Source organism: Aquimarina atlantica (assembly GCF_000626715.1).
Taxonomy (GTDB): domain Bacteria; phylum Bacteroidota; class Bacteroidia; order Flavobacteriales; family Flavobacteriaceae; genus Aquimarina; species Aquimarina atlantica.
Genome location: NZ_AQRA01000021.1, coordinates 1 through 19,035, shown reverse-complemented (window position 1 = coordinate 19,035; position 19,035 = coordinate 1). Strand labels below are relative to the sequence as shown.

At 35.0% G+C, this 19,035-nt stretch carries 11 protein-coding genes; 2 read left to right on the top strand and 9 right to left on the bottom strand.

The features are described 5' to 3' along the window. The 8 genes from ATO12_RS25215 to ATO12_RS24200 all read right to left on the bottom strand — a co-directional run. Positions 1-5,278, bottom strand: a 5,278-nt coding sequence (locus ATO12_RS25215; protein ID WP_051576069.1) for a DUF6923 family protein, incomplete at its 3' end; no start/stop codon positions are given. A 139-nt stretch (positions 5,279-5,417) separates the two neighbouring features. Further along, positions 5,418-5,915, bottom strand: coding sequence for a hypothetical protein (locus tag ATO12_RS24225; RefSeq protein ID WP_034247606.1), 498 nt, complete (start codon positions 5,913-5,915; stop codon positions 5,418-5,420). 963 nt (positions 5,916-6,878) lie between these two features. Then, on the bottom strand, positions 6,879-9,974 hold the full coding sequence (locus tag ATO12_RS24220) for a sulfatase-like hydrolase/transferase (protein ID WP_034247604.1): 3,096 nt from the start codon (positions 9,972-9,974) through the stop codon (positions 6,879-6,881). A gap of 1,367 nt (positions 9,975-11,341) precedes the next feature. Next, entirely contained in the window at positions 11,342-12,013 is a 672-nt protein-coding gene (locus ATO12_RS24215) for a response regulator (protein ID WP_025664289.1), read from the bottom strand. A gap of 88 nt (positions 12,014-12,101) precedes the next feature. Beyond that, positions 12,102-14,168 carry a tetratricopeptide repeat-containing sensor histidine kinase gene (locus ATO12_RS24210; protein WP_034247602.1) on the bottom strand — a complete coding sequence of 689 codons (2,067 nt, stop codon included), beginning with the start codon at positions 14,166-14,168 and terminating at the stop codon, positions 12,102-12,104. Between the two features lie 95 nt (positions 14,169-14,263). Next, the gene (locus tag ATO12_RS26275; RefSeq protein WP_165583458.1) at positions 14,264-14,434 is read right to left on the bottom strand and encodes a hypothetical protein; all 171 of its coding nucleotides are present in this window, start codon (positions 14,432-14,434) and stop codon (positions 14,264-14,266) included. A 41-nt stretch (positions 14,435-14,475) separates the two neighbouring features. Next, positions 14,476-14,637: a hypothetical protein gene (locus tag ATO12_RS26270; protein WP_165583457.1), complete on the bottom strand. Its 162-nt coding sequence runs from the start codon at positions 14,635-14,637 to the stop codon at positions 14,476-14,478. A gap of 406 nt (positions 14,638-15,043) precedes the next feature. After that, on the bottom strand, positions 15,044-15,781 hold the full coding sequence (locus ATO12_RS24200; RefSeq protein WP_034247598.1) for a LytR/AlgR family response regulator transcription factor: 738 nt from the start codon (positions 15,779-15,781) through the stop codon (positions 15,044-15,046). Positions 15,782-16,631: 850 nt separating this feature from the next. On the opposite strand from ATO12_RS24200, the gene ATO12_RS24195 reads away from it, so the two are divergent. Continuing rightward, positions 16,632-17,309, top strand: a complete 678-nt coding sequence (locus ATO12_RS24195; protein ID WP_034247596.1) for an SIR2 family NAD-dependent protein deacylase — start codon at positions 16,632-16,634, stop codon at positions 17,307-17,309. 179 nt (positions 17,310-17,488) lie between these two features. Here the strand turns inward: ATO12_RS24195 and ATO12_RS24190 are convergent, their stop codons facing one another. Then, positions 17,489-18,013, bottom strand: coding sequence for a heme-binding domain-containing protein (locus ATO12_RS24190; RefSeq protein ID WP_081802160.1), 525 nt, complete (start codon positions 18,011-18,013; stop codon positions 17,489-17,491). A 287-nt stretch (positions 18,014-18,300) separates the two neighbouring features. On the opposite strand from ATO12_RS24190, the gene ATO12_RS24185 reads away from it, so the two are divergent. Then, positions 18,301-18,855 carry a hypothetical protein gene (locus ATO12_RS24185; RefSeq protein WP_034247594.1) on the top strand — a complete coding sequence of 185 codons (555 nt, stop codon included), beginning with the start codon at positions 18,301-18,303 and terminating at the stop codon, positions 18,853-18,855. Positions 18,856-19,035 lie beyond the last annotated feature (180 nt).

Below are 19,035 nucleotides of genomic sequence, written 5' to 3'. Positions count from 1 at the left end.
CCGTTACCGTTTGCGTACAGGTAGCTGTATTACCAGAGCTATCAGTTACGGTCCAGGTTACAGTCGTATCTCCTAATGGGAAGGTTGCCGGTGCATCATTGGTTACACTAGCCACTGCACAATTATCTGATGTTGTTGGGGTACCTAAAGCAACACTACTGGCTGTACATAATCCAGCATCTACATTAACATTTACTGTGGCTGGACATGCAATTACCGGATCTATATTATCAGTTACGGTTACGGTTTGCGTACAGGTAGCGGTATTACCAGAGCTATCGGTTACGGTCCAGGTTACTGTCGTATCTCCTAGTGGGAAAACTCCCGGTGCATCATTGGTTACACTTGCCACTGCACAATTATCTGATGTTGTTGGGGTGCCTAAAGCAACACTGCTTGCTGTACATAAACCAGCATCTACATTGACATTTACTGTGGCTGGACAACTGATTGTTGGGTCTGTAATATCTTCAACCGTAAGCGTTACAGTAATTGACGTTTCAGGAGTACACACATACGTTGAACTTGAAACAATAACTCTATATTGATTACCATTATCTGCTACGACTGCATTGGTAATTGTTAGTATAGCGGTAGTAGTAGTACTATGAATTCCTGTATCTGTTAAATCATCCCAGGTACTACCATTAAACAATTGCCACTGATACGTATCTGCATTAGATGTCGCGACAGTAAAAGTAGTATTTGCCCCTGGACATATCGTCGAATCTGATGGTTGTGTTGTAATTGATGGGGCAACACCCGCCGTAGTTACATTAGCATTAGTACCTGTATATCCATCAGTTCCCGAAGTGACTACTCCATTTCCGTCTACTGTAAGACCAGCTCCAAAAGTACCGCTACCCAGATATCCATTATTATCACCATCGGTAAACCCGGCTTCAATAACATCATTACATCCATCGGCATCACTATCTAATTCTAAAAAATTATAATTGTTATCTGTATCACTATCAGCAACTGTATAGTTTATGGTTCCGCTACTTTCACTTCCAGGTGCCTGAACCACATCTGGTACTCCATCTGAACCTAAAGCTCCAGATACAACACCGTTTACATGCGTTTGATTATGACCTGCTTCTACAGCATCATAAATCCCATCATTATCACTATCCAAATCCAAACGGTCTACAATGTTATCACCATCAGTATCTCTATCAAAACATAATACAAAAGAATTTGCCTTAAAAGCTAACCACGAATCAAAAAGATTATCTCCATTATCAGCTACTCCAATCTTGATTGTATTATTTCCTGCATTTAATACTGCAGAAAAAGTTATTGTAGCTGTAAAACCATCTGCTTCAATATTAACGGCTGTAGGATCTGTTTCATTATCTATATATGATCCACTATCTACGGTATTATTTACAGTATCAATACTTAATTGTGCACCTGAAGGTGTTAGAGCTAAATTGGTTCCATTTATAAATATTTTAGGAGCATCGTTTAATCCAGAATTCACATAATCATTATATTCTTCTGAAGCAAAAACAAACTGACCAGAAATCACTGTTTCTGCTGGAATATTAACTACTATTTCGAGACTGGCAACATCAAACTCTGTACTACCTCCACCAAAATCGGGGTCTTTTCCTCCTCCAGCAGCACCTGTACCATTAATTCCATCACCTAATGCACTAGGAGCTGAGAATTGGTTAGACAAATTATCATCTAAATCAAGAACATTACCCGAAGAAAAAATAATTCCCCTATCAAATCCAAGGAATGCATTTAACGCTCCTCCACTACTTGTTATTTGATCACCATCATTAAATGTTCCTATTTGTGTGACTGCTCCACTACCTTCATTCACTGTAGCAGATACCAAAGTAAGATCAGAATTAGGGGCAAATAATAAATTTGCCAGAGTAGTAGCATTATTTTCTGCTGTAATCTCAAAAGTAGTATTTGCATCATCTAGCAATTCTACTCCAAATGACCCTCCGCCCAAATCACATTCATCTCTATCCAGGATTCCATCATTATCATCATCTAAATCTATAGAATCCATTATACCATCTCCATCTGAGTTTACTGTTAAAAGTGCTGGTCCCGCAGGATCAATAATTTGTCCATCTGAAACTGTATCGTCACCAAATACTCCGTCTGTAAGATTATAAGAAGCTGTAGCAATTGTTCTTGCTCCTATGGTTGTTGTATTTAGTGTAGTAGTAAAATCCTGATAAATGTCTGATGCTCCTCCTGGAGTAGTCGGTCCATATTTACGGTAAGTAAATCCAGCTAAAGAATTAGTGATATGCCAATAGTAAGTAACTGTTACGTCATCTCCCGGAGTTATACAGTCTAAAGTAAAATCTACCAATCCATAGGGATAATGATATGTCGCATCATTAGCTGCCAATTCTGATTCTAATACAGTGCTGATCGTCGAGATCTGAAAACAAATTCCTGTAGTTTCTATGGTTACATATCCTGTACCGTCTGCTATAGGTATAGTAGCTACATTTCCTTGTAAAGAATCTAATATTCCATCTCCATTTCCATCGCCTCCATTAGGTCCAGCATCTTCTACGGTTCCCGTAACTCCATCACCATCTTCACAACCTGTAGCTATAGCATTATTTGTTACAGCCGCTACTGCTCCGGTAGTATATGCTGCTGCAACTACTAATCCATTAGAATTAACGGTATTTGCAGCCACTGTAAGTGGTTCTGTAGCAGCATTCCAAGGATTATAGACTCCTCCATTTGCGCCATCTGCATTCCAATCATTATAGGCTTCATTGGCATCACTACAACCATCTGCATCACTATCCAGGGATTCGAAATCAGCATCTCCGGCGGCATCAGTGTTTGCTATTGTATAATTAAGTATTCCTGATTCGGCCACAGTTTCTATACTGTCATAAAGGCCATTATTTCCTGATCCTGTGTCAGCACCATTAATTCTTCCATTACTGGTAGCAAATCCATGGCCGGCTTCTATGGCGTCATAGATACCATCATTATCGCTATCCAAATCATAAAAATCAGGAACTCCATCTCCATCAGTATCAAAAGCCGTCTCGATTGCTCCATCTGCATTTCCTATTCCTCCATCGGCATCATTATCATCAAGATAAGCAAAGATATTATCTGTATCTCCATCTGCATATGGATCAGACGGTGCTTCATTTAAGTTAGGAATTCCATCATTATCTACATCCAGATCCCAGGGATCTAAAACAAGATCTCCATCAAGATCAAAAGCAGAAGATGCTGTAGGGCAGGCAAATCCATCGTTACTGGTGGTAGCTATTGTATTGTTTAAAAGTGTTACAGAAGGTGTTGCGGTGGTATAATCGTTAACCAGGTACATCCCTCCATCATTATAAGATACATATAAGCGATTTTCTGCATCAGTAAATGCAGCTCCAAAATTGGTTGCTGTAGGAGTGCCCAGACCAGAAATTTCTGTTTTAACTAGTGTAGTAAGATCCCAATTAATCAATCTATCATTATTACTAACTCCATATAATTTTCCATTAATAAAAACTACGTCATTTGTATTTTTATTCGTTCCTCCTGTAAAAGTAACTGTAACCACTGCAGGTGAGCCTCCCACAGGTAGGGTCGACAGGTTCTCAATTCTGTCATAATGTTTTCCTCGATTAATCCACAGGTTATCGTTATCATCTACGTCTCCTGATATACCACCAGATCCCATATTGGTTAATGCTCCTAAATCCTGAAAAGTACCATCTGCTCCTATACGAAGTAAATGATTATTTATTGGGCTTGAGCCTCCTCCTTTACCAATCGCATAAACATAATCATCAATTCTATTATACCCTGTTGCGTTGTATAATTGACTCACTGCAATAGGATCAGAATATTCTCCTGTAATGGCATCGTAACTTTTTAACTCTCCAGAGATAATTTGAAAAAAGTTTTGAGGGCAACTAAATGGAGTTAGTGAACATGATGCTGACACTACTCCACCATTAATATAATCTGCATTAGGAGTGGTATATCCATCTACTGCACTAGTCACTACTCCATCTTCATTAACGGTTACCACTAGAGGGCCTAAAATACCGTCACTACTTTCATCTGTAAAACCAGCCTCTCGAACATCACTACACGTATCTCCATCACTATTTGTAGATTGAAAATTAGGATTTCCTACCGTATCTGTATCTGCTATTGTGTAATTAATTATACCAGAATCTACTATAGTTTCCAGACCGTCGAAAAGCCCATTTGTACCTGCTCCTGTATCCTGACCGGTTATTCTTCCATTGGTATGTGGCAAACCATGCCCTGCTTCAACCACATCATAAATCCCATCATTATCACTATCAAGATCAAAAAAATCGGGAACTCCATCTCCATCGGTATCAAAAGCAGCTTCGATAACCCCATCTACATTACCGGTTGCTCCATCTGCATCATCATCATCTAGATATGCAAAAATCAAATCTCCATCTCCATCGGCAAAAGGATCAGATGGGGATTCGTCTGTATTTGTTATACCATCCCCATCTACATCTAAATCTAAAGGATCTAAGATATCATCACCATCCTGATCTATAGGTGAGGGTGCCGAGGGGCATGAAAACCCATCATTACTGGTTGTAGCAGCTGTAGAGTTTAAAAATGATGATGTTGGTGTTCCTGTTGTATAATCATTGATTAAATACAACCCTCCATCATTATATGATACGTACAAGCGATCCTCATCATCTGTAAATGCTGCTCCAAAACCAAGAGTTGTGGTCGGAGTGCTTAAACCTCCTACTACCGTTTTAATAGATGTATCGAGATCCCATATAATGAGTTCTGCGCTTTTATTAACTCCGTATAATTTTCTATTGATATGCACAACATCATTAACATCACCCGCTGGTCCTGTAAAATTAACGGTTACTACTGCGGGAGATCCTCCTACCGGAAGGGTTGACAGATTTTCGATTCTGTCGTAATGATCTCCCCTATTGATCCATAAATTATCGCTGTCATCAACGTCTCCAGATATACCACCAGACCCCATATTGGTCAGGGCTCCGAGATCTGCTATGGATCCATCGGCATCAATACGAATCAAATGGCCATTTATGGTGCCGGCTCTTCCGATAGCATATACAAAATTATCAACCGGGTTATATCCTGTTGCGTTATAGAGATCATTCGTACTAATCGGTGCCGAATATTCTCCTGTTACGGCATTATAGCTTCTTAATTCGCCACTAATGACCTGATAAAATGTAGAAGGACAGCTAAACTGTCCATATCCAAAAGAAGTTATAAGCATAAAGGTTATACCACATGCTATAGAGAGCTTGCTCTTTTTTTTATTTTTTCTTACTATACAAAAACGTAACAATCTATTTATCAAGATGAATATGAATTGTATTAGAAACAAGAATCGTGTATTGATTTTCATAAGCTATTTATGATAAAATTGTTTTACTATTATTCTGAAGGGATTCGAAAGAATCCATATCTACTATGCTTTTAGAAATACATAGCAGCGTAATACCGCCAACTAATGTGTAGTCTTTTTGAACTGATCTTAAATATTTCTGAAAAGAAGTATGAGTAGCACTTGCTACATTATTTTTTGAATCCCCAGCGGTATATACTTTACCTTTATATATATGAGTGTATACATGGGTCTGTATACTACCCATAAAAGCAGTACTTTTTTCTATAGGTAGCTCGGTACGATTATTATTTTTAAATAAAAGGACAGAGGAAGACTCTAAAAATGAATATGCAATAAAAGAATATAATACCAACAGAAGTGTAATTACTCCCATCAAGATTATGATATTATAATTGGATAGCGTATCTATTTTTCGAACATAATTCGTATAGATACCAGAAAAACTATCTTTTATAGAAGAAGACCTTTGTACATCTTTTGATGCAAAAAATTGAAACTTCATAATGGTTAATTTAGTATTAAATTGATCGTTATTCAGATCCCTGGGATTGCTGGCTCGCCAAAAGTTTTACAATTCCGGGATTGTTATTTTCTATGCTATATTCTCATTATTATTGATGTGTATTATCAAACAAAAATTATTTTTTCCTTCAACATTAAATACCAAAGAATTGTTTGGTAACAGGTTCTAAAAATCACATGTGTTGTGTTTTCAAAATGGTATTATATAGTTTGCATATGAAAAAATCAGATGAGAAAAACATCGTCACACATTTTACGAAGGAAATAAAAGTAGTGCAGTCCATAAGCAATTTATTATATCGATTAAAGTTCACTAACTATAATATCTACGGGCAAATAAATACTATACTATATCACAGCTATATTGCCGTAATTTTCTATGCTAAATAGCTATCAAAAAATAACACATTTGGGACATCGAGGGGTAAGAAATAAAATGTCTAGCGTAATTTTTTCTATAAGCAATATCAATTTTAAGTAATGTGTTTACGTTATGCTTTTATTAACATTATAAATGTATACATAAAACTTTGATTATGAGTATTTTAAAACACCAAAATAATTACGGTTTTACCATAAAAACAGGTTGAAATCATCAATTTTCGGGATAAAAGGCAGAAATTTGAGAGAATCCTACGAATACGTAATACAATTTCTAAAAAAGTAATCCACACCTTTTTAAGGTTATATAGTTAAGAAATTAAGTAATAATAACATCAAATTAAGCTTATCAGAAGGTACGTAGTATTTACATTTTATTTTGATTTCGATAAGGTTCAATATTGCATCGATTTTCTTATATCGAAAAACAAAAGAGGCTACCAAAATGATAACCTCTTTTTACTTTGTATTCGTACCTTACTGGTCTTATGATCTAATACCATTTGCACTTTAAACCTACTGGAAGAAAATTCAAAATACAAATGGTATACTATAATTTACATTACATCTTGATCAATCGTTTTTGAATTATAGTATCACCAACACTTATTTTTATAAAATACTGTCCCGTAGATAAATCTTGAGTAGGCACTTTAATTCTCTCTTGATTTGTATATGATTTCAAGAAAATTGACTGCCCTACATTATTAAATATCTCTATTTCTGTATTTTGATCACTACTTTCTTTTGAGGTAATATATATCTGGTTTCCAAATGGATTTGGATATATCGAAAACATATCCTCTTTAGCTATCGTTTCTTCTGTTACTGCTTCTGGCTCTTCGGCTTGTACCTCTGGTTGTACTTCTACTTCTGTATGCACAATTGGTGTGCTGGTCATAGAAGCAGCAGGAGTACTACAACCATTAATCACTACATCATCTATATAAACCCAATCAGAATTACCAGATGCATCGGCTCTAAATCGAAGCTGAGTCGTTGCTGTAAAAGGTCCCGGGATTACTACCTGATCATTATAGCGTTGATCATTTACAAATTCATCAGACTGGTTCCATTCTTCGACTGTAGTAAAGTTTGCTCCACCATCCGTTGATATCTGAAGCCAGAAATCTTCATTACTATTATCCATACTTCTACAGTAATACGAGAAATTAATCGTTAACTCTTCGTAACTAGTCATATCAAAATTAGAAGTGGTCATCACAGATGTAGAGGTGTTATCTTGTAATCGTATACAGTATGTTCCAGAGTTTGCATATGCTGCATCGTTAGCACTTCTTCTGGCATCAGCTCCACCATCTGACCATACACCCCACCCGGATTCGAAATCTTCTGAGTTAATAACTGCATATGTACATTGTGATGGATTAGGATCTGGGAGACATCCAGACGTGATCACCTGCGCCGCAGAGAGTGCAAAATCATAAACAACCACTGCATCCATTTTTCCGGTATAAAAATTATCTGCGGTTTCTCCAAAACTATCTTTTTTCTGTACACCACCAATTCCTCCTGATCCTATATGTGTAGGAACAGAACCTGGCGCTGCACTACTCGAAGCCACAGAAACACCATCAATATATAGATTATGGCTGGTACTTCCACCATTATACACTACAGCAACATGGTGCCAATCTCCATCATTAGGAAAAGCTACACTATGACTATCAGAAACAGTAGAACTATTTCTTACTATAGATTCCAGGTTTGAGCCATTTAATCTCAATACAACTCCACTAATCCCTCCTCCTTCTTCAAAAAGATTCTGGATACCTGACAAAGCAGTTGGTTTTATCCACATGGCAACACTTCTTTGCGACATCGATGCAATCAAAAATGGACCAGGATTCTCACTGTATTGTATTTTGGTTGTTCCATCAAATACAGCAGATCGATCTCCTTCTTTAAAATCTACGGCATCATAAGTTAATGTTCCTATAGTCGAAAGAGGATCATTATTGTTTGAAGAAGCATCATTTGCATCTACTCCAACATCAAAATTCCAAAGTGCTAAATAGGTATCTGGGTCAACACAACTAACAACTGGTGGATTGATCTGGATAATTTCTGGTAACGGAACCGTAAGCCCACTACTTCTATAGGTAGGCAAAGGAGCAGATATATTAATAAGATAGTTACGAAGATCTGTACTTAGATCATTAGCAATAGTTAAGGTTGCATTATCCGGGCTTCCTGATAATAAGTTAGTAGCTTCACCGATATCGGTTATAAGGTTATACATCTCGTAAGAAGCTGTTTCATAATTATGAATCAATTTGTAATCTCCTTTGCGTATAATAGATACGGGTCTTTGATCACGTTTAGAATCAACCAGGTATCCGGGAAAATGCCAGTAGATTGCATCTCTATTTAGATTAGGATTCGTACCGGTTAACATAGACCATTGGCTTACACCATCGATATCATATCCTGCTGGTAATGTCCCTCCTGCAGCTTCTACAAGGGTTGGGTAGAGATCAAAAGCCACAATAGGAGTATTATTGATGGTACCTGTATTTGCCAATAAACCTTCTGACCATGCTATCGTAATTGATCGTACTCCTCCTTCGTAATGCTCGCCTTTCATTCCTCGTAAAGGACCATTATCTTCTGTTCCGATTGCACCACCATTATCAGAAATAAAATATACCAATGTATTTTCTGATAGCATATGACCAGGATTTCTTGGATCTGCCGTTGTTTTTAAGTAATCGATAAGTCTGCTAATGGTTTGATCCATTCCTTCGGCAATTGCTGCCTGACTTACATTAGTATGCCCCATCTGGCTGGGGTTTGTGTTATTTTTAGCCACATATTTGGCATATAAATCGGGTCTTGCATTTGCCTGTCCCCAAGGGCCGTGTATTGCATAGTTACTAAAATGCATAAAAAACGGAGATGTATTATTTGCATTCATAAAATCGATTGCGGCATCTGCCATCGCATCGGTTACATGTTTTGCTGTTCCTTCTAGAGAGTTATCTCCTGCTAATGCCATAGATTCACTTAACGTATAAGGATTTGCATATGGATCCAACTCTGGGCCTATCCTACTATGAAAAGTCCAAACACCACCAGATTGCGAAGCAAAATAACTTCCTGGAGCACCATCAGAACCACCCCCATAGTTAAAATCAAATCCCTGATCGGTAGGTCCATTACTCATACTTCCTCCCGAGTGATATTTTCCAAAATGAGCTGTTGTGTATCCACTTGCTTTTATGGTCTCGGCTATTGTAATCGCACTGGCAGGAATTTCGTCTTCTCCGTTAGAGAGTCCCTGACTAGGGCCTACTAATAAGGTAGAACTTCCTCCTCTATTTAAACCATTTACTGCAAATACATTATTATCGGGTCTTGATGCATATTGTCCGCTTAAAATTGCTGCCCTGGTTGGTGCACAATTTGCCCCGTTTACATAGGCTTGCGGAAATGCAATACCTTGATTAGCCAACGTTTCTAAAGTTGGTGTCTCATAAAAGTCACTGGGATTATTAAGGTTAGTTGCCCCCGTACTCACCTGTGACCACCCCATATCGTCGGCAATAATGACCACGATATTTGGAGATTGAGAATAAATCGAACTACTAACGCCAATACAGAGTAGCAGTACTAAGAATTTGGTTGTTGTTTTCATAGATTAATGGTTTAAAATTTACAATCGTAATGATTGGATAGATTAGTTATTTATGTATTCGTTTTTTAATTGAATCTAATATTAATAGTACGCTACGAAGTCTTTATGGCTTCTTACTATCTTGTTGTCAAACTGATCTTTGGGAGGATTCTAAATCTAAAAAGGAAAATTATGATCAGGTCTGGGAAAGTACTAACTCAACAAATAAGAATTCTGAGTTTTTTTAGAAAACATCATAAGATGGGTTGCTTCTAAATTATAAATAGTATTTCTATTCCAGACACTGTTTTTGTTGGCTCGCCAAAGTTTTACAGTTGCAGTGTTGTTTTATATCTTGTTGTTTAACATCATATAATAATAACAAACTGGGTCATATGCTATACTACTGCATATACACTCTTATATTTTTAATAAGAGGTGCTATAATTGGTCATATCCATTGCTTTTAGATCTGAAAAAGAACCAGATGCAATACAAAGGGTATAGATGTTATTTATGAGGTAAAAAGATGACTTAAAAAGCATTTGTATCATCTTTGTAAAGAAAAAAGTAAATGTGGTCATAAGTAGAATAATTTAATTAATATCTAAAAATTAGCGCATTAACCTAAACATGTTATTGGGTACATGATTAGTAGTATTTACATTATGACAATGGTAATTAGAGGATATGGTATATTTAAAAAAGATTTATTTAATAGTTGGGGTAGATACTATTGTCTTTACTAACTAAACCATTTTACATCCAGGTTTCTGTTAAGTTTTCTTTAACATTATAAATGTATATATAAAACTTTGATTAAGAGCAATTTAAACCCTCAAAATAATTATGGTAAAACCGTATTTTGTATATTTATATGCTTGAATACAAGTAAAATCCAAAAAAAGAGGTAGATATTTATAAGTAGTTATTTTGTTTAATGTGGATTCCGGATCAAGTCCCACTACTGTCCGGAATGACAAAGCGAATTGATACGAAACCTAATCAGATGCCAGTCAAACACGAATGATCCTTAATCATCAAAAAAGGTCTCGATAGCCCTGCTGAGCCCTTCGATAAACTCAGGACAGGTTGTCGAAGTACTATTTTCTTCGTTATACTAACCTGATTTTGATTAATCTGAAATGCGTTATTTTGAGTGAAATTCTGTAAGAATTTAGTATAGAGAAGTACTTTTTGACTATAAATTTTCTTGTTTTCGATACACCAAATCAAAGATTTGGCACTCAAACCGACGAAAATTTCTAATCCGTTCTTTAACGTGATTATAAAGTGAATTGAGTGATTAGTAAATTGAGCACATTAAAAAAGGCTTAATTCTAAGCAAAAACAAAGAATTAAGCCTTTTATCGTATCGTAATAGTTCTTTATATAAATCCTCTTTTTCTAGCTTCTTCTAATAACATTTGATCATCTGCTTTGGCAATAGAAAACATTTCTTTGATCTGGTTCTTTCTTTTCTCGATTGCACTTAATGATAAACTTACATAATTAGGTAAATTCTTGGTCTTAACACCACGAGATAAATGATATAAAATCTTTAAGTTTTTCTCATCTAAAGAAAATTTATTCGTCATCATTTTTCTAAAATGATCATTTACCGTAGCACTATAATATGCCTTACCTTTTAAGATATTATTAAATGCTAATAATAATTCGCTAGAAGTAAGATCACTCTTGATTAAGAATCCTGCAGGATTAATATTCTTAAGGATATTATGTATTCTATGATCTTCTCTATGCATGGTTAAGATAATAATCTTTGATTTTGGTAACAGCTCTTTTGCGTGCTTTGCCAAATCCTCACCAGAGGTAATCGATCCATCTGAAGAAGGAGGTAATTTAATATCTACAAAAAGCATATCATAAGGAACCGTCTCTGATGATTTTACGATACTGGCATATGCATCATCACAATTAGAGGCAATGTCTATCTTAATTTGATATTCTTTTTGATTTTCTCCTAATAAGGTATTTTTATACCCTTCGATAATCATAGGATGATCATCAATCATAAGAACTTTTAGCTTTTTCTTCATCTTAAAATTTATTGTTTTTAGGTTTTAAAATTTTTACCCCTTGCTATTTAAACTGAATAATACGTAAAATAGTATGAGTATAGTTTATTTAGTACACTTCTTCAACTTTGGCTGCTATAGGTACACGTACTGATACTGTGGTACCAGAGCCTTCGTTACTAAGAAATTGAACTTCTCCATTCATCTGACTAACTCTTGATGTAATATTTTTTAAACCAATTCCTTTTTTAACCTTATTTGCTTTAAATCCTATTCCATCATCTAAAATAGTAAGATTTATGGTACTATCCACATAATCGAAATTAATTTTTATATGATCTGCATGGGCATGTTTAAAGATATTCTGCATTGACTCTTGTAAAATCCTAAAAAAGTTTACCTTTTTCTGGTCGTCTATCCCTTCCCAATCGATATCCTCGTCATTATTAAACTCAAACGTTATTTTATGCACTTCGCACAGGTCTTTGATCAGGTTTTCTACCGCATCGATATAAGCCACATCAGACGGTAAAGTCTCTGCACCCAGGTCATGAGAGATTAATCGTATTTCTTTTTCTATGGCTTTAAGCTCATCTATATATTTGTTCCTGGCTTCTGTAAAGCCATCGTTGGCACGCTGGTTAATCCCATCGAGACTTAATCGTACCCCAAATAATCTACCCAATACACCATCGTGCAACTCCTCTGACATACGTTGCTGCTCTAGCTGTCTACCTTCTTCTAGTTTGATTTGTTGATTAAGCAGTAATCGATAAATCTCCTCGTTAGACTCTTGCTGGGTTTGGGCAAATAACAGTTCTTTATTACTCTGTTGCTGTCTAAAGATAATATACCCCAATAAAAATAAGGCGGTTAGCCCTAATATGGCAATGATTAAAATTTGATTTTCTCTACTAATCTGTTGGTTTTCTTCTGCAATTTCTTTCGTTTCAAAACGAATACGGGCAAATTTGTCTTTAAATAACCGTTCTTGTTTCTCTAAACTATCATCTAGCTTTATATGTGCCTGCGCATATTTAAGGCCTTCTTTACTATCCGATGTCTCAGATAGTATTTGATAAGCATTTAATAATTCTTCATTATTACTAATATCAATCGCAACATCTCTAGCTCTTATCGCATAAATACTTGATATACTATCTTCTCCTAATGTTTTATAATATTCTGCTAAATGCAAAGCATTTGTAATAATCCCCGGTTTATTATTAATACTATCTCTAATTTTATACGCTTTAAAAAATAGCTCTGGAATATTCTCCATGTCATTAGATAAAAAATTCACATGCGCTAAGTTATCTAATAATCTAGCATATCGATCCGGATTTTTAGCCAAAAAATCTTTAAACGATAACGCCTTAAGGAAATATTCCTTAGCTTTATCATATTTTTCTTGCGACTTATATACTATACCAATATTATTATAAGACGCAACCGTTTGAGATATTTCATTATTATTTTTTTTAGCATACTCTATTGCTTTTAAATGAAACTCTATAGCTTTATCATATTGCTCAAAATATTTTGTAATGAGACCTAAATTAGTATAAGAAAGAGGTAAATATCTCTCATTTTCTGAATGTATAAAAGTTTCAATAGCTTTTATTGTCACGGCCTCACTTTCACTATAATCTTTCGTTCTCTGAAGTATTCTCGCCATATCAATTAACACTTTACCATGATCAAAAGCTATTTCTTTGCTTTCATTATTATCACGTAAAGAAGCATAAATTTTTTCCGCCTCATAAAAGTTCTTATACGCAATATCTAACTCAGATCTCCTATGATATATACCAAGATAAGCAAAAGACCTAGCCATATTTAATGAATCATTAATTGAAATGGAAAGCTTCAAAGCTTTCTCGTTCATATCTCTATATTTATCATAATCTTTTAATGCATAGTATTGAAATGATATTTCTTGTATTTTTTCTACTTTAAAAGTGTTGTCATTAAGTGTGGAGTAAATGCCATAGGCTTTTTCTAAATTATTTCTTCTTTCTTCTTTAGAATTTTGTTTGTTCTTAGCCTCATCGATATAAGATTGTATTAAATTAGATTTTAACTCTTTACTTTCTATAGTTTGATTTGGATCATTACATCCAATAATAGTTAGGATAAAAAGCGTAGCTATACATTGGAAAAAAACTTTATACATCTTAAAATAAATTTATTTCTAAAATAGTCAATTTGAATACAACAAAAAAAGTTCTAATAAAATTAGAACTTTTTTTGTTGTATAATTAAATTAAATCAACCATTTCCTGAATCTCCTGGTTGTACTTCTTCACCTGGGTCTTGATCTCCCGTAGAAAGTGTATCATAATCTTCAATTCCTACTTCGTCATTTACAGTATCAGCTTCACAAGCCATAAACATTGTAGTTAGAAATAATATAGCGAATAGAGTTTTTATAGTTTTCATAGTATTGTTAGTTTTAGTCATTTAGATAATCTGATTATAATTTATTCCTTACCTGGTGCAACTTCATCTCCTGCATCCTGATCACCAGTAGCAGTTGTATCAACATCTTCAATCCCAACTTCATCATTTACGGTATTTGCTTCACAAGCGATAAACATAGTACTTAAGAATAGTATAGCGAATATAGTTTTTACAGTTTTCATATTGTTAGTTTTTTTAGTTTGAATTTTACTTTTCAAAAGACGTATAGTCTTTAACGGGGTATGTTTGTTTTTATTTAATTATTGGTTGTCGTTGCGCATACGACGTTTATTTTTTTAGAGTACTCTTTATATACATTTTTAATGATGTGTATCTCTAATTGTACACTACAAATGTAGCTCGATATCCCCCTCGCGCCTAATATATTAAGGTGTGTTTAGTAACTGGCACCCTATGAGATGTACATGAACCGATTATACGAGTAAATGACCATATTTTTAAATTCACACTTTTTTGTAGGAAACCCTGTACTAACGGTTTTGTAATACTATTAGGGGCTTTATCCCATAAAAAAACCGATAAATCCTACAATTTATCGGTTGCTATATATATCAAACTATATCTGTTTTATATATAAATTAAACTTTTCTTTGCCAGAGAATCTTTAATTTCTTCTACATTGTTTTTATACGACTTAGAGAAAGGGATTAAATCGTCTGTATTTTTGATGGCACATTTTGCTTTACCAAAATGTATTCTCGATACATAATCGGTATTAATAATATAACTGTTATGTATACGTACAAAATGGTCGGGCAACAGGTTCTGAAAATGTTTTAAGGTCTTAAAAGCCTCTACCTTAGTGCCGTTGCTCATTATAAAATCTGTAGTATTGTTATCTGCTTTTAGGTATAATATCTCATCTACATCTACAAATCGATAGTCCCCATAGGACCTAAAACATAGGGTATTATCCCCGCTTTGACCAAAGTCTTTTTCGAACCTCATTAGGGTTCTGCTTATCTGGCCTTTGCTAAATGGTTTAAGGATATAATCCATGATTCTGTTACGTATGCCTTCTATAGCATAATCTGATGTTTTGGTAATTACAATAAACTCTGGTAACCGCGACATATACTTAGAAAGCTCGGTTAACAAAGAATACTTTGTCGTTACAGTATCTATTCCTGGTACTTCTGGCTCTAAAAAAACAAGTCTGGGTCTTCTCTCTAAAATTAAATCCAATGCATCCTGCTCGTCTTTCGCTATTCCTGTACAGATATAATCTGGTTGCTCTTCTAAAGAGATTTGGATAGAATCTGCAATTTTCTGATCATTATCGATGATTACATAAGGATATTTCATAGGGTATGAGTTAAAAAATTTGTGTTGGTTAATATATGCTGAATTATTCTACTTACAAGATAGGGTATTTACACTTTTTTTGTATACGGTAAAACCGTAATAAAATTACGGAAGCTCTTTGGTGTCAAGGGGTTACATAATGTTCTTTATCGATATATAAACGCTTTTTATCGGATAAAATTGTAAATAAACCAAATGAAGGAATTTAACAATAGACTTATAGATTTGTTAAAAAAAGCCAAAAACTATGTTTGGTAGTCAAAAAATTGCGATAAAATACCATCGATTTATACTTTTTTTGAGAATACTTCATTTAAATCTGTCTGTTTTTAACTTCTGCTTATGATTTTAACACAAGGGTTTGGGATATAAAAAGGCATTAATTCTAATGTAACACTAAAGCTCGACAATCAAATTAACGTATTATTTTAATCCTTTTGACTTTAAGCATAAAATTAGCAGCTTTGATTGGTCCTTCTGTTCATTTTAGTTCACAAGGTTTTTATTTGATAATATTGAGTTCATGAATCTACGATTTCTTTGCTTGCCCGGCAGCAAACAGAACCAAAAGAAAAGGCAACCAACCACATCATCTCGCCCACAGCTTACGCTATGTCGTAAGGTATTTTTCAGTTGCATTGAAAACCAGATTAGTTTTGCTAAAATCTTTCCAAGGTTTCATAGATGTTGCAAACCCAAAACAAATCTTATACTGGTGAAAAAGTTTTCAAAGCCCTGCTTTGGAACGTCAATAGACCTCCTGGGTAAAATTTTATTTGGGATTTCAAATTCACACGTTTTCTTATATTTAGGCATACATTTACAATAAAACCACATATCATATTCATCTATGCAAAATATAGTCGTACTTACCGGAGCAGGAATTAGCGCAGAGAGCGGGATCAATACGTTTAGAGATGCCAATGGTTTATGGGAAGGACATGATGTTATGGAGGTGGCTTCTCCGCAAGGATGGAGAAACAACCCAGAATTGGTTCTCGATTTTTATAATCAAAGACGTAGCCAATTACATACCGTAACTCCTAATAAAGCCCATTTGGATTTAGTAACATTAGAAGAGAAATTTAATGTTTCTATCATTACTCAAAATGTAGATGACCTGCACGAAAGAGCAGGAAGTAGTAATGTGATACATCTGCATGGCGAATTACTAAAAGTGCGAAGTCAGTTCGATGAGCAATTGGTACTCGACTGGAAACACGACCTGGTTCTTGGGGATCATTGCGAGCATAATTCGCAACTACGACCACATATTGTATGGTTTGGCGAAGCAGTCCCTATGATGGATCAGGCTATAAAAATTACAGAACGCGCAGATATTCTTATGATTATTGGTACCTCTATGCAGGTATACCCTGCTGCTGGACTGATACAGTATGCCAAACACCAAACTCCTGTTTACTTTATCGATCCCAATCCGGCAATTTCTCCTACAGAGCATCTTACCGTACTATCTGAGAAAGCTACTACGGGAGTAGCTAAAGTGGTCGATGAGTTGTTAGGGTGATTTTTAATTAAGGTATTATATTATATATAGAAACAAGCAGACCTCACAGGTTTTTAAAACCTGTGAGGTCTTGTATTGTAGGTCTGAGTCTTTCGACAGGCCTGTCCTGAGTTTATCGCAGGGCTTAGTGTGACATAGAGATAGTATTTCCTCCTAACTTAAGACACTGAGAATTCAGGTTAAATACTATCTACAACAGTAGAGTCTGATACTTTTACAGGTAACGAATCTGTTACTTTTTCCTGTGGTTCTTCTTTACCTTTGGTTATTGCATCACTGGTTTGTTTTGCCCAATTGATTAGTTTTTCTGCATCACTATCTGGTAATTTACCATGCATCCAGGTATAGGATTCTAATGGCATTGCTTTCTTCTCTATCTCTTCTACAAACTCTTCTAGCTTATGATTTTTTTGCTTATCGGTATAAGATTCCCACTCAGAGACATTAAAATGCTCTTTACCTTCTTTTATATGATAGGCCATCCAATGTGAAATGGGACTAACCTCCATATACCAGGGATATCGGGTAACATTACTATGACAATCATAACATTGATTCTGCAAAATTGTTTTAACCTCTGCAGATACGATGGTAGCAGCTTCGAATGTAGCAATACTATCGTAGCTTGCCTCGTTCTTCGTTGGTCGTAAAAACTGTGATATCAAAAAAATCAATACGAGTAGAAAAAGAATTCTTTTTATCATTTTAGTATACTTTTAAAAAACACTTATCAAAAACAAGTATTTACTAGGGGTTTAATTCCTAACAAGATGATAATTGTCTGTTATAGAAGGTATAACGGTTTTAACAAGTAATTATTATTACCCTAAATTACCGAGGATAAATCATAACCGCCTCCCTAATATGCTTAAGGCTTTGACTTAGAATATATAATTTATGGAAAGCTGATAGTATTTGGAATCCATATTTTTATTTATTTATTTTTGAAATTGAAAAACCTGTGCTTTTATCCTGAAGACATATAGTAGTTATGACATTGCTTGAAGACGTATTACATACCGTGGATCATTCTCGTGAAAAAAGGAAGTATTTTGCTAATATGGTCCTTGATAATCCAAAATTGCTCCCTGATTTGCTAAATATCTGCGCCCGGGTAGATGATGAAATCTCGTGTAGAGCTTCCTGGGGCCTCGAATTTTTATGCAAGCACGATCCTACTGCTATTCTCCCTTATCTTGATGAGCTTATTAACATTGTGCCTAATGTATATCAGCACCCCGCTGTACGGCCAATGGCAAAAATATTCGAATGTCTAAGCATTGCCTATTACAAAAAAAAGAATCCTAAAGTAAGAGCAGCCTTAACTACACAACATCGAGAAAAAATAACAGAACTATGCTTCGACTGGATTATTACAGATCAAAAAGTAGCTCCAAAAGCATATTCTATGACATCACTATACCTGTTGGGTACAGAATTCGATTGGGTACATCCCGAACTTAAAATTACACTGGAGAATAATTACAATACCGGTAGTGCAGCGTATAAAGCGCGTTCTAGAATGGTATTGAAAAAAATTGGATAGTCGTTATCAGTTATCAGTTGTTAGTTGTTAGTTGTTAGTTGTTAGTTGTTAGTTAAAAAAAACAATACTCAATACTCAATACTCAATACTCAATACTCAATACTCAATACTCAATACTCAATACTCAATACTCAATACTCAATACTCAATACTCAATACTCAATACTCAATACTCAATAC